Annotated in this window: 21 protein-coding genes; 7 read left to right on the top strand and 14 right to left on the bottom strand. The window is 61.4% G+C overall.

Features of this window, described 5'->3' with window-relative positions; genetic code table 11:
- Positions 1-102: 102 nt before the first annotated feature.
- The 3 genes from map to tgt are packed head-to-tail and all read right to left on the bottom strand — an operon-like array spanning position 103 to position 3,663.
- The gene (gene map, locus WH87_RS04295) at positions 103-858 is read right to left on the bottom strand and encodes a type I methionyl aminopeptidase (RefSeq protein WP_046138338.1); all 756 of its coding nucleotides are present in this window, start codon (positions 856-858) and stop codon (positions 103-105) included.
- Between the two features lie 4 nt (positions 859-862).
- The gene (pgi, locus tag WH87_RS04300; RefSeq protein ID WP_046138337.1) at positions 863-2,503 is read right to left on the bottom strand and encodes a glucose-6-phosphate isomerase; all 1,641 of its coding nucleotides are present in this window, start codon (positions 2,501-2,503) and stop codon (positions 863-865) included.
- Positions 2,504-2,523: 20 nt separating this feature from the next.
- Entirely contained in the window at positions 2,524-3,663 is a 1,140-nt protein-coding gene (tgt, locus tag WH87_RS04305) for a tRNA guanosine(34) transglycosylase Tgt (protein WP_046138336.1), read from the bottom strand.
- 141 nt (positions 3,664-3,804) lie between these two features.
- On the opposite strand from tgt, the gene WH87_RS04310 reads away from it, so the two are divergent.
- The gene (locus WH87_RS04310) at positions 3,805-4,248 is read left to right on the top strand and encodes a hypothetical protein (RefSeq protein ID WP_046138335.1); all 444 of its coding nucleotides are present in this window, start codon (positions 3,805-3,807) and stop codon (positions 4,246-4,248) included.
- Between the two features lie 86 nt (positions 4,249-4,334).
- Positions 4,335-4,778, top strand: a complete 444-nt coding sequence (locus WH87_RS04315) for a hypothetical protein (protein ID WP_052726324.1) — start codon at positions 4,335-4,337, stop codon at positions 4,776-4,778.
- A 55-nt stretch (positions 4,779-4,833) separates the two neighbouring features.
- Here the strand turns inward: WH87_RS04315 and queA are convergent, their stop codons facing one another.
- The 9 genes from queA to WH87_RS04360 form a co-directional block, all read right to left on the bottom strand.
- Positions 4,834-5,913, bottom strand: coding sequence for a tRNA preQ1(34) S-adenosylmethionine ribosyltransferase-isomerase QueA (queA, locus tag WH87_RS04320; protein WP_046138334.1), 1,080 nt, complete (start codon positions 5,911-5,913; stop codon positions 4,834-4,836).
- A gap of 159 nt (positions 5,914-6,072) precedes the next feature.
- Positions 6,073-6,552, bottom strand: coding sequence for a peptidylprolyl isomerase (locus WH87_RS04325; protein ID WP_046138333.1), 480 nt, complete (start codon positions 6,550-6,552; stop codon positions 6,073-6,075).
- Positions 6,553-6,690: 138 nt separating this feature from the next.
- A complete protein-coding gene (locus WH87_RS04330; protein WP_046138332.1) occupies positions 6,691-7,278 on the bottom strand; it encodes a peptidylprolyl isomerase in 588 nt (195 codons plus the stop codon).
- Positions 7,275-7,769: a pantetheine-phosphate adenylyltransferase gene (gene coaD / locus WH87_RS04335; protein WP_046138331.1), complete on the bottom strand. Its 495-nt coding sequence runs from the start codon at positions 7,767-7,769 to the stop codon at positions 7,275-7,277. Before coaD ends, WH87_RS04330 begins: the two co-directional genes overlap by 4 nt.
- Before the next feature lie 33 nt (positions 7,770-7,802).
- Entirely contained in the window at positions 7,803-8,294 is a 492-nt protein-coding gene (locus tag WH87_RS04340) for a GNAT family N-acetyltransferase (RefSeq protein ID WP_046138654.1), read from the bottom strand.
- 17 nt (positions 8,295-8,311) lie between these two features.
- Positions 8,312-8,929, bottom strand: coding sequence for a LysE family translocator (locus WH87_RS04345; protein WP_046138330.1), 618 nt, complete (start codon positions 8,927-8,929; stop codon positions 8,312-8,314).
- Between the two features lie 271 nt (positions 8,930-9,200).
- Complete coding sequence (gyrA, locus tag WH87_RS04350; RefSeq protein ID WP_046138329.1) at positions 9,201-11,957, bottom strand: DNA gyrase subunit A; 2,757 nt, start codon at positions 11,955-11,957, stop codon at positions 9,201-9,203.
- A 169-nt stretch (positions 11,958-12,126) separates the two neighbouring features.
- Complete coding sequence (locus WH87_RS04355) at positions 12,127-13,368, bottom strand: MFS transporter (protein WP_046138328.1); 1,242 nt, start codon at positions 13,366-13,368, stop codon at positions 12,127-12,129.
- Between the two features lie 2 nt (positions 13,369-13,370).
- Complete coding sequence (locus tag WH87_RS04360; RefSeq protein ID WP_046138327.1) at positions 13,371-13,973, bottom strand: ArsR/SmtB family transcription factor; 603 nt, start codon at positions 13,971-13,973, stop codon at positions 13,371-13,373.
- A gap of 135 nt (positions 13,974-14,108) precedes the next feature.
- Here WH87_RS04360 and WH87_RS04365 point away from each other — a divergent pair, with 135 nt between their 5' ends.
- Positions 14,109-15,161 (top strand): S66 family peptidase, encoded by a 1,053-nt coding sequence (locus WH87_RS04365; RefSeq protein ID WP_046138326.1) that lies wholly within the window; start codon positions 14,109-14,111, stop codon positions 15,159-15,161.
- Between the two features lie 17 nt (positions 15,162-15,178).
- On the opposite strand, the gene WH87_RS04370 is transcribed toward WH87_RS04365, so the two are convergent.
- Entirely contained in the window at positions 15,179-15,562 is a 384-nt protein-coding gene (locus tag WH87_RS04370) for a VOC family protein (RefSeq protein WP_046138325.1), read from the bottom strand.
- Positions 15,563-15,655: 93 nt separating this feature from the next.
- Positions 15,656-16,060 carry a winged helix-turn-helix transcriptional regulator gene (locus WH87_RS04375; protein WP_407060023.1) on the bottom strand — a complete coding sequence of 135 codons (405 nt, stop codon included), beginning with the start codon at positions 16,058-16,060 and terminating at the stop codon, positions 15,656-15,658.
- 141 nt (positions 16,061-16,201) lie between these two features.
- Here WH87_RS04375 and WH87_RS04380 point away from each other — a divergent pair, with 141 nt between their 5' ends.
- The 4 genes from WH87_RS04380 to WH87_RS04395 all read left to right on the top strand — a co-directional run bounded on the left by WH87_RS04380 (position 16,202) and on the right by WH87_RS04395 (position 22,336).
- Positions 16,202-17,083, top strand: coding sequence for an NmrA family NAD(P)-binding protein (locus WH87_RS04380; RefSeq protein WP_046138324.1), 882 nt, complete (start codon positions 16,202-16,204; stop codon positions 17,081-17,083).
- 115 nt (positions 17,084-17,198) lie between these two features.
- Complete coding sequence (locus WH87_RS04385; RefSeq protein ID WP_046138323.1) at positions 17,199-19,607, top strand: efflux RND transporter permease subunit; 2,409 nt, start codon at positions 17,199-17,201, stop codon at positions 19,605-19,607.
- Between the two features lie 144 nt (positions 19,608-19,751).
- Entirely contained in the window at positions 19,752-20,279 is a 528-nt protein-coding gene (locus tag WH87_RS04390; protein WP_156458061.1) for a hypothetical protein, read from the top strand.
- Positions 20,280-20,506: 227 nt separating this feature from the next.
- Positions 20,507-22,336 (top strand): ABC transporter ATP-binding protein, encoded by a 1,830-nt coding sequence (locus WH87_RS04395; protein ID WP_046138321.1) that lies wholly within the window; start codon positions 20,507-20,509, stop codon positions 22,334-22,336.
- Positions 22,337-22,393: the final 57 nt, after the last annotated feature.

Genomic DNA, 22,393 nt, shown 5'->3' on the forward strand with positions numbered 1-22,393 from the left:
GCAAAAGCCCCCGGACATATCCGAGGGCTTGAGATGTTGAATCAAAAGCGGCGAATTTGAGAGTCAAATCAGCCGCTTACGGCTGATCGCTGATAAGTCGAGTCACGCGGCCAGCGTAACGACCACAGCGCCGCGCGGCGTGGTGACCACAGTGTGTTCATATTGAACGCAAGGCGCGGCGGGACGGCTGATCAGCGTCCATTCATCGTCGTCAGACTTCTGATCGGCCATCTTGCCGCCGAGCGACAGGAAGGGTTCGATGGTGAACACCAGCCCATCATTCATGCGACGACGCTCGGTCTTGTCCGGCCATGTAGCAATTTCGCCCGGCTCGTCATGCAGGCTATCGCCGACGCCGTGACTGGCGAGGTTGCGGATCAGCGTGTACCCGGCCTTGGTGGCGAACTTGCCAATGGCATTGCCCACGTCTGCCAGCGGCGCGCCGGATTTGACGGCGCGGATACCGGCCCACATGGCCTTCTTGCCGTCGCGGCACAGGGCATCGAGCCGCTTGTCGCCCACGCCCAGAACGAATGACGCGCCGGTGTCGGCGAACACGCCGTCCTTCACCGCAGACACGTCGATATTGACGAGATCGCCCTCACGCAGCACGCGGTCGCCCGGAATGCCGTGGGCGATCTCTTCATTCACCGAAATGCAGGTGTGGCCGGGGAAGTCGTAGGTGACCATGGGCGCCGAAAGCGCGCCATGCTCCGCCAGCAGCTTGGCCCCGATCTCATCCAGCTCGCGCGTGGTCATCCCAACGCGCATGGCACTGGCCATGGCGTCGCGGGTGATGGCGCAGATGCGCCCGATCGCCTTGAGGCGTTCGAGCTGTTCTTCGGTGGTGATCGTCAAGCGCTTAGCCTTTGTTGGCGAGATAGTAAGCCAGCAGACCCTGGGTAGAGCTGTCGTGCCCTTCCCCGCTCTGCTCGCCGGCAACCTTTGGCAGCAATGCCTTGGCAAGCTGCTTGCCGAGCTCAACGCCCCACTGGTCATAGGAGTTCACATTCCAGATCACGCCCTGGGTGAACACCTTGTGTTCATAAAGCGCCACGAGCGACCCCAGCGTTTCAGGCGTCAGCTGCTCATAGAACAGCGTGTTGGACGGACGATTGCCGGGGAACACCTTGTGGGGGGTGAGTTCCTTGATGCGCGCCTTGGAGAGGCCCTGAGCCTTGAGCTCCTCGACGACCTCTTCCTCGGTCTTGCCGAGCATGAGGGCTTCGGACTGCGCCAGCACGTTGGCGACCAGCTTGTCGTGGTGCGGCGGCAGGTGCTCATGTGGCTTGGCTGCAATGAGGAAATCGGCCGGGATCACATCGGTGCCCTGATGGATCAGCTGGTAGAAGGCATGCTGACCATTGGTGCCGGGCTCGCCCCAGACGATTGGGCCAGTCGACCAGCCAACGGGCTTACCCGCCAGCGTCACCGACTTGCCGTTCGATTCCATGTCCTGCTGCTGCAGATAGGCTGCAAAGCGGCTGAGACGCTGGTCATAGGGCAACACGGCGTGGGTCGAGAAACCCCAGACGTTGCGATACCAGACGCCCAGCACGGCCATGATGACCGGCAGGTTGTTTTCGAGTGGCGTGGACAGGAAGTGGCGGTCCATCGCATCGGCGCCTTTGAGGAAGGCAGCGAAATTGTCGTAGCCAACGGCCAGGGCGATTGGCAGGCCGATAGCCGACCACACCGAATAGCGGCCGCCAACCCAGTCCCAGAAGCCGAAAATGCGGTCTTCGCGGATGCCGAACTTGGCGCAGGCTGGAATGTTGGTCGAGACGGCGGCAAAGTGGTTTGGCACCGCTTCTTCGCCTAGCGCATCGGCGATCCACGCCCGCGCCGAATTGGCATTGGTCATGGTTTCGTCGGTGGTGAAGGTCTTGGACGCGACAATGAACAGCGTCTTCTTGGGGTCGAGCCCCTTCAGGGTGTCATGGATGTGAGCGCCATCGACGTTGGACACATAGTGCGCGCGCAGGTCCGGACGGGTGTATGGTGCAAGGGCCAGCGTGACCATGGATGGTCCGAGGTCCGAGCCGCCAATGCCGATATTGACCACATCGGTGATCTGCTCGCCGCCGTGGCCGCGGATTTCACCATTGCGGACAGCGTCTGTGTACGCCTTGATCGCGGCCAGAACGGCGCGGATCTCAGGCATCACATCCTGGCCATCAACCGGCACGGGGTGTTCGCCCTGATAGCGCAGCGCCATATGCATGACGGCGCGGTCTTCAGTGATGTTGATGTGCTCGCCTTCGCACATCTGGTCACGACGCTCTTCAACGCCAGCCGCGCGGGCCAGATCGAACAGCGACGCCATGACCTCTTCGTCGATGCGGTTCTTGGAATAGTCGAGCAGGATGCCGGCGCCAGTGGCCGAATAGCGCTTGAAGCGGTTAGGGTCGATGGCGAACTGAACGCGCATCGGCTGCTCTTCAAGCCGCTTCTTGTGCTTCCCGAGGGACGCGAAACTCGCCTTGCGACCGGACTTTGCCATCTTGCAGACCTTTCTTGACGCTAGAGCGTGGGCAGATCGCCAGCAGCCCATGCTGCCCGCGTTTCTGCCGCGAAATCGGTAAATCGGCTGCCTTCGATTGCGACGCGGCAGCCCTGAACCAGTTCTTGATAATAGGCCAGATTGATCTGGGAAAGGATCATCGCGCCCAAAATCTCTTCAGTCTTAACGAGATGGTGGAGATATGCGCGGCTCCACCGACGACAATTAGGGTTTGGTGAGGCCTCGTCCAGCGGACGATGGTCATCCTTATGCCGCGCGTTCTTCAGATTGATGACGCCAAAGCGGGTGTAGACATGGCCGTGGCGACCAGCCCGGGTTGGGTGCACGCAGTCGAACATATCGATGCCGCGCCCGATGGCGCCCAGAATGTCGTCGGGCTTGCCGACGCCCATCAGATAGTGCGGGCGATCTGCTGGCAGTTCCGGCACGATATCGTCGAGCACGCGGAACATGACTTCCTGCGGCTCGCCCACAGCCAGACCACCAACGGCATAGCCGTCAAAACCGATGGACTTGAGCCCCTGCGCCGAGCGCAGACGTAAATCGGCATTGTCCCCGCCCTGCACGATGCCGAACAGGGCGCGGTTGGCCTGGTTATTGAACGCGGTCTTGGAGCGATCGGCCCAACGGAGCGACAGCTCCATGGCGCGCTCGATTTCCTTGGTCTCGGCGGGCAGCTTCAGGCATTCGTCCAGCTGCATGATGATATCGCTATCGAGTAGCGTCTGGATTTCGATGGAGCGCTCAGGCGTCAGATCGTGGCTGGAGCCGTCGATATGCGACTTGAACGTTACGCCGCGCTCGGTCAGCTTGCGCAGCTGCGCCAGCGACATGACCTGGAAACCGCCGCTATCGGTGAGGATCGGGCGCTGCCAATCCATGAAATCGTGCAGACCACCCAGCGAGGCAACGCGCTCGGCGCCGGGACGCAGCATCAGGTGATAGGTATTGCCGAGCAGAATATCGGCGCCGGTTTCGCGCACCTGCTCGGGATACATCGCCTTGACGGTACCTGCAGTGCCCACGGGCATGAAGGCGGGCGTCTGGATATCGCCGCGAGGCGTATCGATGCGTCCACGCCTAGCGGCGCCATCGGTGGCAGAAATGGTGAAGGTGACTTGTTTGGTCGTTTGGCTCATGGCGGGGGTTCTAACCCGTTGCCAACGGCGGGACAATGCACCTCTATTGCGCTAATAAAGCAGAATCTTGCAGATTTTAGCCAAGGCGCCACAACGCTGAGGCGTCTAACGATAGTGTCCAATTCATTTTGTGGTGATCCCATGATCCGACTAGCCGCCATTGCTGCCCTTCTGTGTGTTTCCGCCGCTCCCGCCTTCGCGCAGGATTTCGATGTCCTTGAAGGGTTCTATTCGGGCACCAGCCAAGGCAGCGAGCTCACGGCGACGCTGACGCATGTGGAAAATGGCGTGTATTCGGCTGCCCTCAGTACGACGGTCCCCATGAAGAACGACGTTCCCGGTTGCGGTGGCAGCATCGAGGGCGAGGTCGTCATCCGGGACAACGTCGGCCTTCTGACGGCGCCCAACGAGCTTTACGACGCGACCAGCACCCTGCCCGCGTTCAAAGCGGAGCAATGCCAGATCAAGCTTGAGTTCGATGGCGAGTACGGCCTAGTCGTCACCGAAGAAGAAGGCTGCTCCTATTACCACGGCGCATCCTGCAGCTTCAGCGGCGAGCTCCTGCACGACGCTGCGGGCATCTAAGCCCCGTTATTTTTGCGATGTCTGCCCAAGGTCTGCTGGCGCAGTGGCGTCAAAGGATAGTGTCCAACTCGTTTTCTGGTGATCTCATGATCCGCATAGCCTTTCTCGCCGCCGCTCTTGCCTTGTCCGCGGGCCCCGTCTTGGCGCAGGACACCCCTGTCCGCGAGGGCAACTATTACGGCGGTGGTGAGGGCGGCAATCTGAGCGTCAATCTCAAACACATCGACGCGGATATCTACGCCATCAGCATCGGTACCGAAGTTCCAATGGAAAATGATATCCCGGGCTGCGGCGGCGGTATCACTGGCGAACTCATCATGGAGCCCAGCGGTGGCAATTTCTTCGTCGAAAACGAGGACTATGTCGCCGGCTCATCCAGCCCGCTGGAGAACGAGCGCTATTGCGAAATCACCCTGACCTTTGACGATGAGGGCTTCCTCAACGTCCAGGAACAAAACGGCTGCCTCGCCTACCACGGCGCCTCCTGCGAGTTCACCGGCCAACTCGTCCACGAAAGCGCAGCAGGGTGAATCTCGCTGCCTAGCTAAAAAGAGAAAACCCCCGGGCCTGCCCGAGGGTTTTTCGTTATTCCTCGCCCTGAGGATGCGCTGCCCGGAGCAGCAGGGACGAGTCCCCGTAGGAATAGAACCGGTACCCCTCGGCAATCGCGTGTTCATACGCCTTGCGCATCACCTCCATGCCGGCAAAGGCACTGACGAGCATGAACAGGGTCGACTTGGGCAGGTGGAAATTCGTCATCAGCGCGTCGACCGTGCGGAAGCGGAAGCCGGGAGTGATGAAGATGTCGGTGTCGCCAATGAAGGGCTGCAGCGTGCCTGTAGCTCGCGACGCGGTTTCGAGCAGGCGCAGACTGGTCGTGCCCACGGCAACCACACGCCCACCAGCGGCACGTTTTGCGTTGATACGCTCAACGGTCGCCTGATCGATCTCGCCCCATTCGGAATGCATGATGTGATCGTCGGTGTCGTCGACCTTCATGGGCAGGAAGGTCCCTGCTCCGACATGCAGCGTCACGCGCTCGATGGTCACGCCCTGATCGGACAGTTTTTGCAGCAGCGCTTCGGTGAAATGCAGACCAGCCGTCGGCGCGGCGACGGCGCCATCTTCGGCGGCATAGACCGTCTGGTAGTCCACCAGGTCACGCTCTTCGACGTCGCGCTTGGCGCCGATATAGGGCGGCAGCGGCATGGCGCCGTGGCTCTTGATGGCTTCGTCCAGCTCGGCGCCCCCGAGATCGAACTCAAGCGTGATCTCGCCCGTCTCGCCCTTGCCTGCCACACGAGCGGTCAGCGCGTCGGCCTGTCCATTTCCCAGTTCCAACCGATCCAGCAGCGCCAGGCGCTTGGCCGGACGGGCGAAGGCCCGCCAAGTGTGGGCGTCCACCCGCTTGTGCAGGTTGAACGACACGGTTGAGCGGTTCTCACCACGAATGCGGGTGCCGCGCAGCTCGGCGGGCAGCACGCGGGTGTCGTTGACCACCAGCACGTCGCCATCTCCAATCAGCGAGAGCAGGTCTGGAATGTGCTTGTCGGACAGCCCGTTCACCGGGTCCACCAGCAGCAGGCGTGCGCTGTCGCGTGGCTCCACGGGATGGAGCGCGATGAGCTTTTCGGGCAGGTCGAAATCGAAATCTGAAACTAGCATGGCCGCTCCCTAGCACGAGGCAATCTCAGCCGAAACTGGCTCCTGCGATTGCAGTTCCCCTGTTTGGGCAAAAGCCTTGGCGCGATGCGACGTTACAACAGCAAAAGAAAACGGCCAGTCCGAAGACTGGCCGTTTCCAAAGAGATCGTCCTGACGAAATCAGGCAGCGATATCGGCAGCAACCTTCACGGACAGCATCTTGTCCGGATTGATCACTGGCTCGCCGCGCTTGATCTGGTCGACGTTTTCCATGCCTTCGATAACCTGACCCCAAACAGTGTACTGCTTGTTGAGGAATGGCGTGTCGCCGAAGCAGATGAAGAACTGCGAGTTGGCGCTATCTGGGTTCTGGGCGCGAGCCATCGAAGCGGTGCCGCGAACGTGTGGCTCAGCGTTGAATTCCTGCTTCAGATCTGGGTACTTCGAACCGCCGGTGCCGCGGCCCTGTGGGCAGCCGGTCTGGGCCATGAAGCCGTCGATGACGCGGTGGAACACGATGCCATCGTAGAAGCCTTCACGAGCCAGCTTCTTGATGTGTGCGACGTGGTTTGGGGCCAGGTCTGGGCGCATGGCGATAACGACATTGCCCTTGGTGGTTTCGATGACGAGGGTGTTTTCGGGATCTGCGTAATCAGCCATTTTTTCGACTTTCAGTTTGGATTGTGGCCCGCATGTAAGGGCTATATGCGGCATGCGCAAGACACATGGCCACGCGCGCGGGGATAGCTCCCCTCCCAAGCGCCACTCAAAAGGGGCAAGTTGGGAGGGGGTATCGGCTTACTTGTATTCGATCTTGGCGGCGATGATCTTGTCAGGGTTGGCAACAGCACCGTTCTGCGACTGTGGGCCCTTTTCCAACTGATCAACCAGATCCATGCCGCTCACGACCTTACCGAAGACGGTGTACTGGCCGTCGAGGAAGCTGGCGTCAGCCGTGGTGATGAAAAACTGGCTGTTGAACGAATTGGGGTCCTGCGAACGGGCAGCGCCGACGGCACCGCGCTGGAAGCTCTCGGAATTGAACTCGGCCTGCACGTTTGGCAGCTTGGAGCCGCCCATGCCTGCGCGAGCGAGGTCATAGCCTGCGCCATCGCTCTTGCCGAATTCAACGTCGCCGGTCTGGGCCATGAAGCCATCGATGACGCGGTGGAACACGACGCCGGTATAGGCGCCTTCGTTGGTCAGCGTAACGATACGCTCAACGTGCTTTGGCGCAATCGCGGGCAGCAGTTCGATATCGACGTCACCGCCCTTGATGGTCAGGATCAGGTGCGGCGTGCCCGACTGGGCGAAAGCCGGAGCGGCGAAAGTGGCGACAGCTGCAACAGCGAGCGCACCGAAGAGACGGCGAGAAATGGCGATCATGAGCGTTTCAGGGCCTTGAGAACGATTTGTGGGACGAAGGCGGAAATGTCGCCGCCCATTTCGGCGATCTGACGCACCAATGTGGCCGAGATATGCCGAACAGGCGGGCTTGAGGGCAGAAACACAGTCTGCAGGTCGGGCGCCATCTGGGCGTTCATGCCAACCATCTGCATTTCGTAGTTGTAATCGGTGGTGTCGCGCAGGCCGCGAATGATCAGTTTGGCGCCATGTTCACGGGCGGCATTGACCATCAAACCGCTGAACTCAACGATTTTGAACTCGGTGTCTGTGCGTTTGCCGACGGGGGCCAGCACTTGCTCGAGGATGGTGATCCGGTCGGCATGTGCGAACAGCGGCGACTTCTTGCCGGAATTGACGCCGACCGCCACCACCAGCGTATCGACCAGCTTGCAGGCACGCTCGATGACATCGAGATGGCCGTTGGTCAGCGGATCGAACGACCCAGGATAAAAACCGACGAGCTTGCTCAAGCCGCCCTCCCCTTTGTTGTTGCTAGGGTTTTGTCACGGGCTCGGCATGGGCGCAAGACTGGCGGTGGTGCCCAGGTGGCGCACAAAGACATCTAGCCCATCGGTGCCGACGTCCTGCTCCTGCACTTGCCAACCACGGGTGGCGTAATACGCGCGCATCTTCGGCTTGGCGCAGAGATAGACCAAGTCGTAGCCAAGCTCGACCAAACGCTCCAGTGCCGCCGCTGCAAGCGCCTCGGCGATGCCCTGGCCCCGGCAATCCGGCTCCACCCAGAGCGCTGCGATCCATGGGCCGAGATCAGGGCGCGCATCGAGATCAGACGCGACGGCCGTGACGGTGCCGGAGAATACACCCTCAGTCACCGACACCAAAGTGAACGGAAACGCCTCGGCCGCAACAACATCGGCGAGGGCCGCATTCACATCTTCAAGCGCCGCGCCTGCAGGCCGCCACCACGCCTGCCAAATTCGGTCGGCGACGTCGGCTGTATGCTCGGGCGCGTCGCGCAGATTTCTGATGATCATCACCAGACCCGGGCGTTCTACGCGCGCTTCTGCAGCGCCAGCCACACGCCGCCGGCCATCAGCACGAAGCCGGAGACGCGGTTGACCATGCGGATGCGGGCCGTCGACAGCAGGTGGCGGATGCGGCCGATGCAAATGGCGTAGAGCCCGTCGGTGACGCAGGCCACGACCATGACGATCAGGCCCAGGATCAGGATCTGCGTGAACGTAGACTGGGCCGGATTGATGAACTGCGGCAGGAAGGCGCCGAGGAACAGCAGCGACTTGGGATTGCCCCAGCTAACCAGCGCGCCCTGCCAGATGTAGCGGCCAGGCGAAGTGCGGGTGCCATTGCTGATGTCGAGCTGGCCGCTAGAACGGATCATCTTGAAACCGATCCAGACGAGGTAGGCCGCGCCAATCAGCTTGATGATGTCGAAGGCCCCCGCGACAAGCCCCATCACGGCCTCAAGCCCGACGGCAACCACCACCACCATGGTCAGCATGCTCAGCTGTGCTCCGAGAATGGTCAGAAGCCCTGCCCGCGTGCCACCTGCCAGCGAATTGGCGATAACCACGGATACTGATGGTCCCGGCACAATGGTGAAAACCAGGCAGGCCAGCAGATAGGGCAGGATAACGGCAGTGTCGATCATGACGGGTCCTTTGGGGAGCCTGATGCAGACTCGTGTTGGCGACCAAGCCATCGTGCGGACGAAAGTGCAAGGGGGGGCTGGTGTAGCTCTGCGCCCCCGTACCGTGCCACGACCTCGTCCTTCGACAAGCTCAGGATGAGGCCTACTGAAACACACGCGGCCCGACCTTAGGTGAGCGCAAAGTAGACCTCATGGTGAGCCTGTCGAACCACGAGGTCGTGACGCCTATGCCATCCAGAAACGACAAGGGGCGCCGAAGCGCCCCTTTTGCTTATTCTGTAACCGGCGCCTCGGGCGCCTCTGGTGCGTCCGGAGCGTCTGGTGCTTCCGGCTCATCATCGGGCTCGCTGATATGCTCGACCGAGACGACCTTTTCGCCTTCGGCGGTATCGAACACGATCACACCCTGGCTGCCACGCGACACCATGCGGATCGGCTTGTCACCCCCGACCGGCAGACGAATGGTCTGGCCGCCGTCACTGATGAGCATGATCTGATCGTCATTTTCCACGGGGAAGCTGGCGACGAGATTGCCGTTACGCTTGTTGACCGCCATGGCGACGATGCCCTTACCGCCACGGCCGGTGATCCGGTATTCGTGGCTGGACGTGCGCTTGCCATAGCCGTTTTCAGAGATGGTCAGGATGAACTGCTCGATGGCACCCATCAGCGCATAGCGCTCTGGCGTCAGTTCGCCCTCAACCACTTCGCCTTCATCGGAACCGGACTCTTCGGCCTCGCCTTCGCCACGCACCGCACGGCTCATCTTGAGGTAGGTCGCGCGCTCTTCCGCCGTAGCATCGGAGTGATTGATGATGGCCATGGAAATGACCACGTCGCCTTCGGCCAGCGCGATACCGCGCACACCCATCGAGTCACGGCCCTTGAACACGCGCACATCATCCACCTGGAAGCGGATGGCCTGGCCAAGCGCCGTGGTGAGCAGCACGTCATTGTTCGAGGTCGCGGTCTCGACGCCGACGATGGCATCGCCCTCGTCCAGCTTCATGGCGATCTTGCCGTTCTGGCGGACTTCGACAAAGTCGGCCAGCGAGTTGCGGCGAACAGTGCCGCGCGTGGTGGCGAACATGATGTCGAGGTTGGCCCAGCTGCCCTCGTCCTCGGGCAGTGGCATGATGGAGGTGATGCGCTCGCCCTGCTCCAGCGGCAGAATGTTGATCAGCGCCTTGCCGCGTGCATTGGCGGCAGCCAGTGGCAGACGCCACACCTTGAGCTTGTAGACAATGCCACGCGTGGTGAAGAACAGGATCGGCGTGTGGGTGTTGGCCACGAACAGACGGCTGACGAAATCTTCGTCGCGCGTTGCCATGCCCGAACGGCCCTTACCGCCCCGGTTCTGCGAACGATAGGTCGAAAGCGGAACGCGCTTGATGTAACCGCCATGCGACACGGTCACGACCATGTCTTCGCGGGCGATGAGGTCTTCGTCGTCAAAGTCGCCCACAACGTCGGCGATCTCTGTGCGGCGCGGCGTGCCGAACTGCTCTTTAATCTCGGTCAGCTCATCACGAATGATGGTCTGCACGCGAGCACGGCTGCGCAGGATTTCGAGATAGTCTTCGATTTCAGCACCGAGGCCATTCAGTTCGTCGCCGATTTCGTCACGACCAAGAGCGGTCAAACGCGCCAGACGCAGTTCAAGGATGGCGCGGGCCTGTTCCTCGGACAGATTGAAGGTGCCGTCATCGTTGATGCGGTGGCGTGGATCGTCGATCAGCTTGATCAGCGGAGCCACGTCCTGGGCCGGCCAGCGGCGGGTCATCAACTGCTCACGCGCCGTCGCCGGATCGGGCGCGGTACGGATCAGAGCAATGACTTCGTCGATATTGGCAACAGCAACGGCCAGACCGACCAGGATATGGGCGCGATCGCGGGCCTTGTTCAGCAGGAACCGGGCGCGGCGCGTCACCACTTCCTCGCGGAAGGTCAGGAAGGCCTCAAGGATTTCCTTGAGGTTCATCAGCTGTGGTTTGCCGCCATTCAGCGCCACGAAGTTGCAACCAAAAGAGGATTGCAGCTGGGTGAAGCGATAGAGCTGGTTGAGCACGACGTCGGGCAGCGCATCGCGCTTGATCTCGACGACGACGCGCATGCCTTCACGCGAGGATTCATCGCGCATGTCGGAAATGCCTTCGATGCGCTTCTCGCGCACCAGCTCGGCAATCTTCTCCACCAGCGTGGCCTTGTTCACCTGATAGGGCAGCTCGGTGATGACAAGCGCTTCGCGTTCCTTGCGAATTTCTTCAACGGCGACGCGACCGCGCACCATGACCGAGCCACGGCCCGTCTCATAGGCAGAGCGGATGCCGTGACGGCCAAGGATGATGCCGCCAGTAGGGAAATCAGGGCCAGGGAGAACTTCGAGCAGTTCTTCGAGCAGAACGTCAGGCTTGTCGAGCATCAACAGAGCGGCGTCGATCGTCTCGCTCAGGTTGTGGGTCGGGATATTGGTGGCCATACCCACCGCGATACCGCCACCGCCATTGACCAGCATATTGGGGAAGCGCGCGGGCAACACGGTCGGCTCATGTTCGGAGCCGTCATAGTTGTCGCGGAAATCCACCGTATCCTTGTCGAGGTCATCGAGCATGGCATTGGTGATCTTCTGCATGCGCACTTCGGTGTAACGCATGGCAGCCGGCATATCGCCGTCGACCGAACCGAAGTTCCCCTGACCTTCGACGAGCAATTCGCCCATCGAGAAGTCCTGCGCCATACGCACCAAGGCCATATAGACCGCGCTGTCGCCATGGGGGTGGTACTTACCGATAACGTCACCGACCACACGGGCCGATTTACGGTAGGGCTTGTTGTATTCGTAGCCGTTCTCGCTCATCGAGAACAGAATGCGCCGATGCACTGGCTTGAGGCCGTCGCGCACGTCGGGCAGCGCTCGGCTCACGATCACGCTCATCGCATAGTCGAGATACGACTTGCGCATTTCGTCAGTGATGGAGATCGGGGCGATGTCGGACGGCGGCAATGCGCCAGCGGGCGTTTCGGTCACGGGGTGATTCTTATGTTGCCAAACTGGCCTTTTATGTAGGTGATTCCGGGCGAGAATGCCAATTTTAGCCGGGCGCCTGCTGTGGAGAGCGGGATGGTGGACCCAACGCGGCGGAAAACCGCTGATGGGCAGTCACCTCCGTCCGCATAGTTTGGATCGCTCGGCAATTTCAACCCGGTTGCGGGAGGTCATGCGCCACCAGCGGCCGGCGCCCCATCTGGCGGAAACTGCGCACGGTCAGCGGCGCCGAAATCACCAGCAAATACAGTGCAGCGGTTATGCCCATGGCAGTCAGAATGCCGAGATTGTCGACCAGCACCCCGGCATAGAGCCCACCAAAGGGGATCAGCGCCCAGCTTAACGCGCCCGTCAATGCCACGACACGTCCCACCATCGGCGTCGGCGTGCGCTCGAACAGGATGGCCGAGATGATGGGATTGATAAAACCTGCGGCAAAGCCGCCGAGCAGCAGCACCACGACGATAACGGGCAATGGCAGGTTGGCCGCGTAGATGCCCATGGCCAAGGGACCGGCGCAAATAAAGCCCAATGTGTAGAGCAGCAGTCGCGGCAGACGGGGGCCGTAGATGGCGGCAAGGGCCGCACCGACAATAGCGGCCCCCGAAAATGTCGCGAGCAGGATGCCGACCCAAGCCACGTCCAGCCCCGCCGTACGCACCCATACCGGCAAGAGGACGATGGAATACGCCTGATCGAACAAATTGGTGAAGGCGACCATGATCGTCAGGCCAATCAGCACAGGATCGCGCCGCAGGACCTGCCATCCGGCCGCCAGCTCGGCCGCATAGGTGCTGGGCGTGGCGGGCTCGGGCGTGCTCGTTTCTGCGCGTGCAGGAACGCCCGCCGCCAGCACAATTGCGGACAGCAGAAATGCCAGTGCATTAGCGAGCAGCGCCGGGCCGGAACCCAGGAGGCCGATCAGAATGCCCGCCCCCGCCGCACCAAGCGTTCCGGCGAGGCGGTCGCTTGCGCCCACAACGCCCGTCACGCGCTCCAGAGGCAGCTTGCCCATTGCGGCCACCGAGGGGACCAAAGCTTGTTTGGATGCATCGGAAGGCGCCCGAAGCACGCCGATCAGCGCGACCAGCGGCAGCAGGACCCAGATCGACAGCAAACCAGCCCAATAGAAGAGCGGCACCAGCGAGACCGCCAATGTCGACAGGCAATCGCACCAGACTGCCACACGCCGGGCACCGAGCCTGTCGATAAGCGGGCCGCCCAATGCCTTGGCGAGCACATAGGGCAGCATCTCTGCAAAACCGACGAGGCCCGTCAGCACAGGGCTGCCCGTGGTGGTCAAAACCAGCCACGGAATGGCGATGGCCGACAGGCGGGTACCGGATGTGGACAGCACGGTGGCGACGGATAGCGCCAGAAAGGAGCGGGGCATGGTCACGGCTGGTCTGGCTCCGTGCGCCCCTCCATCAGAGGCGCAGCATTGAGGATGATGGAAAACGGGCGATAACTCGGCGGCAAAGGTTGGCCCAGCGGCGGCGCCGCAGCCATGGCATCGGCCATCAAGGCGCCGATGCGCGCGATCAGGTCGGCGGCGCCCTCAGCTGTCATGGCAATGGTGTGGTCACTGACATTGCACGCCTTGCGCCAAGCTGGTGGCAGGTCACCATAACCATCATGTGCGGCCTGCATTTGCTGCATATGCGCGTTCAATGCAGCCTGCTGGAAAGCCAGCCCGGCATCGAGTGCGTCGCCCTCGGCGTGCTCGGTCAGAAAAGACGTCATGTCGTGTCGTGCCCGCCACCAGCGGTCGCGTCGGTTGCCCCGCCCCTCGTCTTCCTCGATGAAGCCATGCAGCGCCAGCTGTCGCAGATGGTAACTCGTCGCGCCTGAATTGAGGGCCAGCCGCGCCGCGAGGCTGGACGCCGTTGCGGCCCCCTCCACGCGCAGCAGCCCCAACATGCGCAACCGCACGGGATGCGCCAATGCTTTGAGTGCAGTGGGGTCGGGATTGATGCGGCTAACCGGACGGCTGGACATGAGCACCTCGTTTCACCGCAACCATGCCATCCCAAACAAACATTTGCAAAAATTCGTTTGCAAACATTCTGAGTGCATGGTGACACACTGGATTTCGCAGCTATAGTTCCCGCTCTTTCAAGGGGGATCAGGATCATGGCAGTTGCAGCGTTGCGCAAACCAGCCGCACTCAAGGCGGGCGACAAGATTGCTACGGTGTCCCCCTCCTGGGGCGGGCCGGGGTCCTATCCGCAGCGATACGCGGCGGGCAAGGCGCAGTTCGAGGGGGCCTTTGGGGTGCGTGTCATCGAAATGGACCACACCATGGCGTCGCCCGATTGGGTAGCAGCCAATCCAAAGGCGCGCGCCGAGGATTTGATGGCGGCATTTGCCGATCCGTCGATCGCGGGCATTGTCTGCACAATTGGCGGCGATGACTCGATCCGGCTACTGCCCTATCTCGATCTCGACGTAATTCGTAACAATCCCAAGGTGTTCCTCGGGTTCTCTGACACAACGAGTCTGCATCTGGCCTGCGCTACTGCGGGGCTGGCTTCGTTCTATGGTCCATCCGTCATGGCCGGGCTGGGGGAAAGTGGCGGGATGCACCAGTACACGGTTGATGCCTTGCGCCGCGCCCTGTTCGAACTGACGCCGCCAGGTCTGGTGCCTGTGAACACCGAGGGCTGGACAGCGGAGCGGACGGACTGGGGCGATGCCGCGTCCCAGGCGAAGCGCCGCGTATTGGCGCCAACCGATGCGCCGCGCATACTGCAAGGCACGGGAACCGCGCGGGGGCATCTGCTAGGCGGATGCGCCGAAGTGCTGGAGATGGCCAAGGGCACCGCGTGGTGGCCTGCGCTCGATATGTGGCGCGGCGCTATCCTGTTCCTCGAAACCTCGGAAGACGCCCCTTCCCCCAAATTTGTGCGCTACTGGCTACGCAATTATGCGGCGCAGGGCATTCTGGGCGTTGTGAACGGATTGCTCATCGCGCGGGCCGATACCGGCGGCGACCCCAACTATCAGGCCGATATCGAGGCGGCCATCGTCGATGTGCTCAGGGAAAGCGGGCTGAGCGATCTGCCGGTGCTGGCCGGGCTGGACTTTGGCCACACCCAGCCCATGCTGACACTGCCCATCGGCGCGCAAGCCGAGATCGACTGCGCCGCCGAAACACTGCGTATTCTGGAAGCAGGTGTTGTCTAGGCCATGAGCCTTGGCGACTAGATTTCCTGCGCTATTTCCCAGGCATGGCCAGCAGGATCGGCAAAAGTAGCAGTGCGGCGGCCCCACGAACGATCAATGGGGCCGTTGAGGAACGACACGCCGCGACCTTGCAGGTCAGCATAGGTGGCATTGACGTCTTCTACCCTGATGGTGAGCATCATGCGTGCCCCGGAGGTCGCCGTCCCAACGGGGGCCGGAGTGACCAATTCGGGGGCCTCGCTCGCTTTCAGCAGATTGATCATGACGCCGGCGAATTGGAAAACCGCCGACACGTCGTCCTCGAACAGCACTTCGGCGGCGAAGACCTTTTTATAGAAGGCCTTGGTCGCAACGATATCGTCTGCAAACAGCGTAATGACCTCGATAGCATTCATAGACATGGCTGATCCCTTCTGGAACCGAGGCAGGAAAATGCCCGGTTTGATGTCTCGACGAATGACGAAGATCAGGTTCGACAGGCCCGGGCCGTAAACTCAAGCCGCCTTGTCGAACTCTGTCCGTGCCTGATCAATCGTCGGCAGGTGCTCGTTGGCCCAGGCGATGAGGTGGCCGAATGGCAGGATGATGGACTCTCCCAGCGGGGTCAGTCGGTATTCCACCGATGGCGGCTTGGTGTCGAACACCTGACGCGAAACCATGCCATCGCGCTGCAGGTCGCGCAGCGTCTGGGTCAGCATCTTCTGGGAGATATCGGGCACATCGCGGCGGAGCTGGTTGAAACGCTTCGGGCCAGTAGCCAGCGTCATCACCAGCAACATGCTCCACTTGTCACTGATTTTGTCGAGCACGCCGCGCACCGGACACATGCCGACAGGCTGACCGACATTGGCGCTCCACAGCTTGATATAGTCGGCGGTGAGTTCGTTTTGCTCGGGCAAGGCGGTTACCTCCAGGTGACGTTCAGCGACAGGAGTGCCTCCTTTTCCACCATGCAGAAGGCGCATACATAACTCTCTATTCGATACCTACTCTCCATCCTGCAAGATCGCAAGGAGAGGCACAGATCAAGGAGCGTTCTTATGGCAAATTTCAAAGATCAGACATTGCTGGTGACCGGCGCGTCAGGCAATTTTGGCCGCATCGCGGTTGAGGAACTGCTGGCCAAGGGCGCGACGAAGGTGATCGCAGGCTCGCGGGATACCGCCAAGGTGGCTGATCTTGTCGCCAAAGGCGCAGAAGCCCGCAAAGTGGACTTCGATGACGCCGGCTCGCTTGCAACGGCCTTCACCGGCGTCGACCGCATCCTGATCGTCAGCACCGACGCTATCGGCAGTCGCGTTGCCCAGCACACTGCTGCCGTGAAAGCCGCCGCCGCTGCGGGCGTCAAGCATATCGTCTACACCTCTGCTCCAGCAGCACGCCCAGACGTCAATGCAGGCCTCGTCCCCGAACACTTCTGGACCGAAGTCGCCATCGCCAATAGCGGCCTCGATTTCACGGTCCTGCGCAATCACATGTATGCCGACAACAATCTGCAGGGCATCGCTGCCGCTCTGGCATCGGGCCAGCTGTTTGACGCCTCGGGCACGCGCAGCACCTCCTTCGTCACCCGCGCCGACACAGCCCGTACTGCTGCTGGCGCCTTACTGACTGCGGAAGGCAAGGAAATCCTCGACGTCACAGGCCCCGCACAGGTTTCGCCAGAAGAAGTCGCTGCTATCTTCAGCAAGCTTTCGGGCAAGACCATCGCCCGCGTTGGCCTCACCGCCCAGCAGCTGCGCGAAGGCATGGCTGCGGCCGGTCTGCCGGCCCCCGTCATCGACATTCTGGTCGGGTTCCAGGTCGACGCCTCGCTGGGTTACCACAGCATCGTCACCGACGTTGTCGAACGCTTCTCGGGCCGCAAGCCGCAGTCGCTCGAAGCTTTCCTCACCGAGAACCGCGCCGCTTTTGCTGGCTAGGCACCCCGGCCCCGCAGCGATGCGGGGCCAACCCACAGCTATCTGCTGACAACGCCTCCGCGCCCCATGGCTTTGCTAGACCGACTCGACGCCACCTCGTAGAAATCTGGCCACTTTGGCGCAGTTTTCGGCGGGTCGGATCATCGTGTCTCTGTTCAAGCGTCTCATCGCACGTGTGACTCACGACCGTTCCATCGGCTTTGGTCTCGAGCATATCGGGCTGACGACGCTGCGCTATCCTCGCGCAGTTGCGCTGGCCGTGCTGGCTTTCTCTATTCTCTGCTTCTCGCAGATCCCGCGCACCAATGTGGATGGCGACCTGCTTCGCCTCTATGCGGATTCCGGCCAGTATTACGATGCCTATGAGCATCTGGCTGACACCTTCGGAACCTTCGAAAACGACGTCTATGTGCTGATCAGCTCTCCGCGCCTCACCGAGCCGGAGACGCTGGAGCATATCCGCGAGCTGGCGTTCGATCTGGAACTCAACGAGTTCGCGGTGGGCACGATGTCGCCCTTCTCGCTGCGCAAGCCCGACAGTCGGGGCGGCTCTGTGCCCGCGGTGCCCGAGGGCATGGAGGATTTTTCCGAGGTCACGCGCGCTCTGCTCGATCTGCAACAGAACGATCCGATGATGCGCAACCTGATCACGCCCGATCTGGACGGTGTGGTGGTGATCCTGTTCCCCAATCAGGAAATGACCAAGGGCGACGGCACCAAGCAGATGATCGCGTCGATCCGCGAGACGATTGCTCCCTATCAGGATGAGAACATCAGCGTCGAGCTGACCGGCCCGCCGATCTGGACCACCGAGATGGTCAATTCCTCGATCCGCGATCAGCTCAAGTTCACCGGCTGGGGCTTTGGCCTTGGCGCGCTGATTGCCCTGATTGTGTTGCGGTCCCTGCCCGCAGCGCTGCTGGTCGCCGCGACACCGTTTGTCGCCGTGGCCTGGACCATGGGCATTGTGCTGCTGTTCTTCGGCTCGTTCTCGTTCCTCACCATTATCGTGACGACGCTGGTGCTGGTCATCTCGTTCGCCGAGTCGATGTTCTTCATCTTCAACTGGCTGGCCTATTGGCGCGATGGCATGGAGCCCAACAAGGCCGTCGACGCCACAGTGAAGCTGGTTGGACCGGCTGCCGCTCTGACCATGCTAACCACCCTGGTCAGCTTCGCCTCCCTCGCCCTCACACCCGGTCAGGGCATCCGCGAGTTTTCCATCGCTGGCGCCATCGGCACATTCCTGTTGTTCGTGTGCCTGATGACCTTCCTGCCGCTGATGCTCAAGGCCGCGATCCGGCTGGGGTTCAAGGCACCCAAGCGCAGCAGCGTCATCCTGACCGCGCCGCTGCCGCTCGCCTGGTTCATCGCCAGCCGCTTTGGCCGCCAGCTATCCATCCTCGCCATCGGGGTGACGCTGCTGCTGTTCATCCCCTATTTCCTGATCAAGCCTCACTTCTCGTTCGAGGACTTCATCGCACGGGATTCTTCGGCCCTGATGACGGCGGCAGATATTGACGACGGCGTCGGCGGCGTCGCCCCGCTCTATATTCGCGTGCCCCTGATCGACCCCGATCCCTCAGCGTCGGAGCGCGATTTCCAGACTATCAAGACCGTGCACGAAATCCTTGAGCGCCACCTCGGCAAGAACAAGGTGATCTCGATTGCCAGCATGTCGAACTATACCGAGTCAGGCTTTTCCCGCGACGAGGTGTTCGAGTCCGTCGGCCCCTTCCTCAAACGGCGCTTCATCACCGATGATGGCAGCCAGGCGCTGATCACCGGCTTCATGCCGACCATGATCGACAGCGACGACCTCAAGCAGATGGTCATCGAGGTGAACCAGGAACTGGAAGCGGCGGGCATCCAGGGCGCTGAGCTTGGCGGCTTCCGCATGCTCACCACCTATGCCACCGATGACATCGTTTCGGGCCTTCAGCTCGATCTCACCGTTTCGGTTCTGGTCAACCTGGCGCTGATCGGCTTTGCGTTCCAATCCTTCCGCGTGGCGCTGGCCTCGGCCATTCCCAACCTGTTCCCGGTACTGGGCACCGAAGCCTGGCTCTATCTCTCCGGGCAAGGCCTGCAACTGACCACCGTGATCGCGCTCACCATCGCCTTTGGCATCGCCGTGGACGACACGGTGCATTTCCTGTCGCATTACCTCCACGCGCGGCGCGAAGAAGGTCGCTCCCATCAGGAGGCGGTCAAGCACACGCTGGATCGCATCGGCGGCGCGATTATCGCCACGACGATCATTCTCTGCGCAGGCGTGATGATCGTGGTGTTTTCCGAGCTGCCTCAGGTCGCCCTGTTCGGCACGCTCTTCGTATCCACGCTGGCTTTCGCGGTGATTGGCGACCTTTTCATCTTGCCCGCCATGCTGTCGGCCGGAGGCAAATTCTTCCATCCGCTCGGCAAGATCCGCGTGCGCATGGCCGACCATGATGCAACGCCTGATGATCCAACGGGCGACACATTCACCGGCGAGGCGGGAGAGCATCCACCCAAGCCGGTGTGATCGCAGACGGTGTCAGCCGTCAAGATGGAGGGGATCAACAACATGCGTTGGGATTGTCGAAATGCACGCTTTGCAACCGGGTGGATTTGATATCTCTTTCGCCCGAAGACGACGCCGTGCGCATACGCTGTGGAGAGCCTGCCAATGACCTATTTCGGAACTCTGTGCCGCGCTGTGGCGTTTGCGGGCGTGCTTTTCTCCACCGGCGCAGCAACTGCCCCGGCGTTTGCCGCCCCTGCCGACGTAGCCCTGCTGCACTCCTATATCGGTGAGTGGCGCGGGCGCGGCGTGTTGATCGGCGCCAATCGCGAAACCGTCGTGTGCCGCCTGTCCCTTTCCAAGGGCAATGCAGACAAGGTCAATTATAGCGGCAAGTGCACCCTGGCCGGCACGCAGCTCTCGATCAACGGCACCATCGCCTATATTGAAGCCAGCAAGCGCTATGAAGCGGCCATGACCACCAATGCCACCTTCACCGGCACGGCTGTCGGCCAGAAGCGCGGCACCGGCCTCGTCTTCAACCTGCGTGAGCGCGAGGAAGACGAAGAGGGCAAGGACATCACCATCACCGCCCAGATCCATCTGTCGGTGAATGAGATCGACGTGAGCTTCTCGGCCGTCTACGTCGAAAACGGCGATAGCCTGCGCGCCGAAGTGCCGTTCACCCGGTAGACATCCGAGATTTGCGAACGAACAAGGCGACCATTCAGGTCGCCTTTTTTGTTGCTCTTTGCCCTGTTGCGCCAGCGCAACGGCTGGCCGCAACCTGGCGTGGCCCTATGGGCGGCGCCCCTCGGCGCTGCTAACCTCCCCTCATAACTACGAACGATTGAGGGCCACCATGAAAACGATCCTGACCAAGACCAAAGGCAAAATCACTCATCAGGATAAGCTGCTTCATGCAAACTCAGTCCATTCGCGCGAGGAAAAGCTCGCCGCGTCCTAACCAACTCTCCGACACCCTTTTTCAGTCTGTAGACCCTGACCTCAGACGGTCGCGGTGGCGCAAGTTCGCGTCCTATTACCGTCCCCATCTGCGTCTGCTGCTACTCGATGTGTTCTGCGCGGTGCTTGTCGCCGCCTCGGCCATCGCGCTACCGCTCTGCGCCAATCTCGTCACCAGCCGTGTGCTGGCCGTAACCGACATTGCCCAGGCACAAGCCGAAATCATGCAGGTGGGCGGCCTGATGCTCGCCATCCTCGGCGTCTATCTCGTGGCCAACTACATCGTCGATTATCGCGGCCACATGATGGGCGCGCGGATCGAAGCTGCCGTCCGTCAGGAGCTGTTCGAGCACTGCCAGAAGCTGTCGTTCAGCTTTTATGACCGGCAGCGCACCGGCCAGTTGATGAGCCGCATCACCAGCGACACGCTGTGGATCGGCGAGCTGTTTCACCATGGCCCCGAAGACATCAGCATCGCCGTGCTGAAATATTGCGGCGCCATGGCCGTGCTGTTCTTCATCGACCCCATGCTGGCCGGGTTGATCCTTCTGCTCACACCTTTCGCCGTAGGCTACGCGCTCTACTTCAACCGCCGCATGTATGTCGCCCTGGGCACCAGCAAGCGTGAAATCGCTGCCGTCAACGAACGGGCCGAAGACGCTCTGGCAGGCGTGCGCGTGGTCCAGTCCTTTGCCAATGAAGCGCTGGAGCGTGATCGCTTCGCGGAGCAAAACCAGCATTTCCTGTATAGTCGCGCCGAGGGTTATCGCAGCGAAGCGTGGTTCTCACTGGGCACCAGCGCCTTCGCCCAGCTGATCACCATCATCGTCATCGTCGCGGGCGGCCTGCGCATCCTCTCCGCCAATCTGACCCTGGCCGACATGCTGACCTTCCTGCTCTGCGTTGGCGTGCTGGTCGATCCGGTGCAACGGCTGGCCAATTTCGTGCGGCTTTGGCAGGAGGGCTATACCGGCTTTGTTCGCGCCATGGAGATCCTCGAGATCGCGCCGGATATCACCGACCGACCCGGCGCCCTGCCCTTGCCCACTCCAAAGGGCGAAATCGCCTTCGATGACGTCTCGTTCAGCTACGAGGAGAACGATCGTCACGTTCTCAAGAACCTGTCGCTGCGCGTAGCGCCCGGTGAGTTCGTGGCTCTGGTTGGGCCATCCGGCGTCGGCAAGAGCACGCTTTGCGCCCTGATCCCGCGTTTCTATGATGTGCAGGCAGGCGCAATCCGGATCGACGGCACCGACATTCGCGATGTGACGCTCGCCTCGTTGCGTCGTCATATCGGTGTGGTGCAGCAGGATGTCTATCTCTTCGCCGGCACCGTGGCCGAAAACCTTAGATATGGCCGCCCTGAGGCGAGCATGGCCGAAATTGAGGCCGCCAGCCGCGCCGCGCACGCGCATGATTTCATCATGGCGCTGCAGGACGGTTACGACACCAATATCGGCCAACGAGGCGTCACTCTGTCCGGCGGTCAGCGGCAACGCCTCACCATTGCTCGGGCATTCCTCAAGGACCCAGCCGTCCTGATCTTTGATGAAGCCACCAGTGCCCTGGACAATGAGAGCGAACGCGCCGTGCAGCAGGCGCTGCTCACTTTAGCGAAAGGACGCACCACGCTGGTGATCGCCCACCGTCTATCCACCGTCCGCAATGCCGATCGCATTGTGGTGTTGGGCAGCGACGGGGTTGTCGAGGAAGGCACTCACGATGCGCTGATTGCCCGCAATGGCGCCTATGCGAGCCTCTATCAGGTTCAGGCCAGCCTTTAGCGCAACGAAAAAGGGCTGGGCGGACACTCAAGTCCACCCAGCCCTTTGAATTCAAAA

This window comes from Devosia epidermidihirudinis, from assembly GCF_000971295.1.
In the GTDB taxonomy this organism is placed as follows: Bacteria; Pseudomonadota; Alphaproteobacteria; order Rhizobiales; family Devosiaceae; genus Devosia; species Devosia epidermidihirudinis.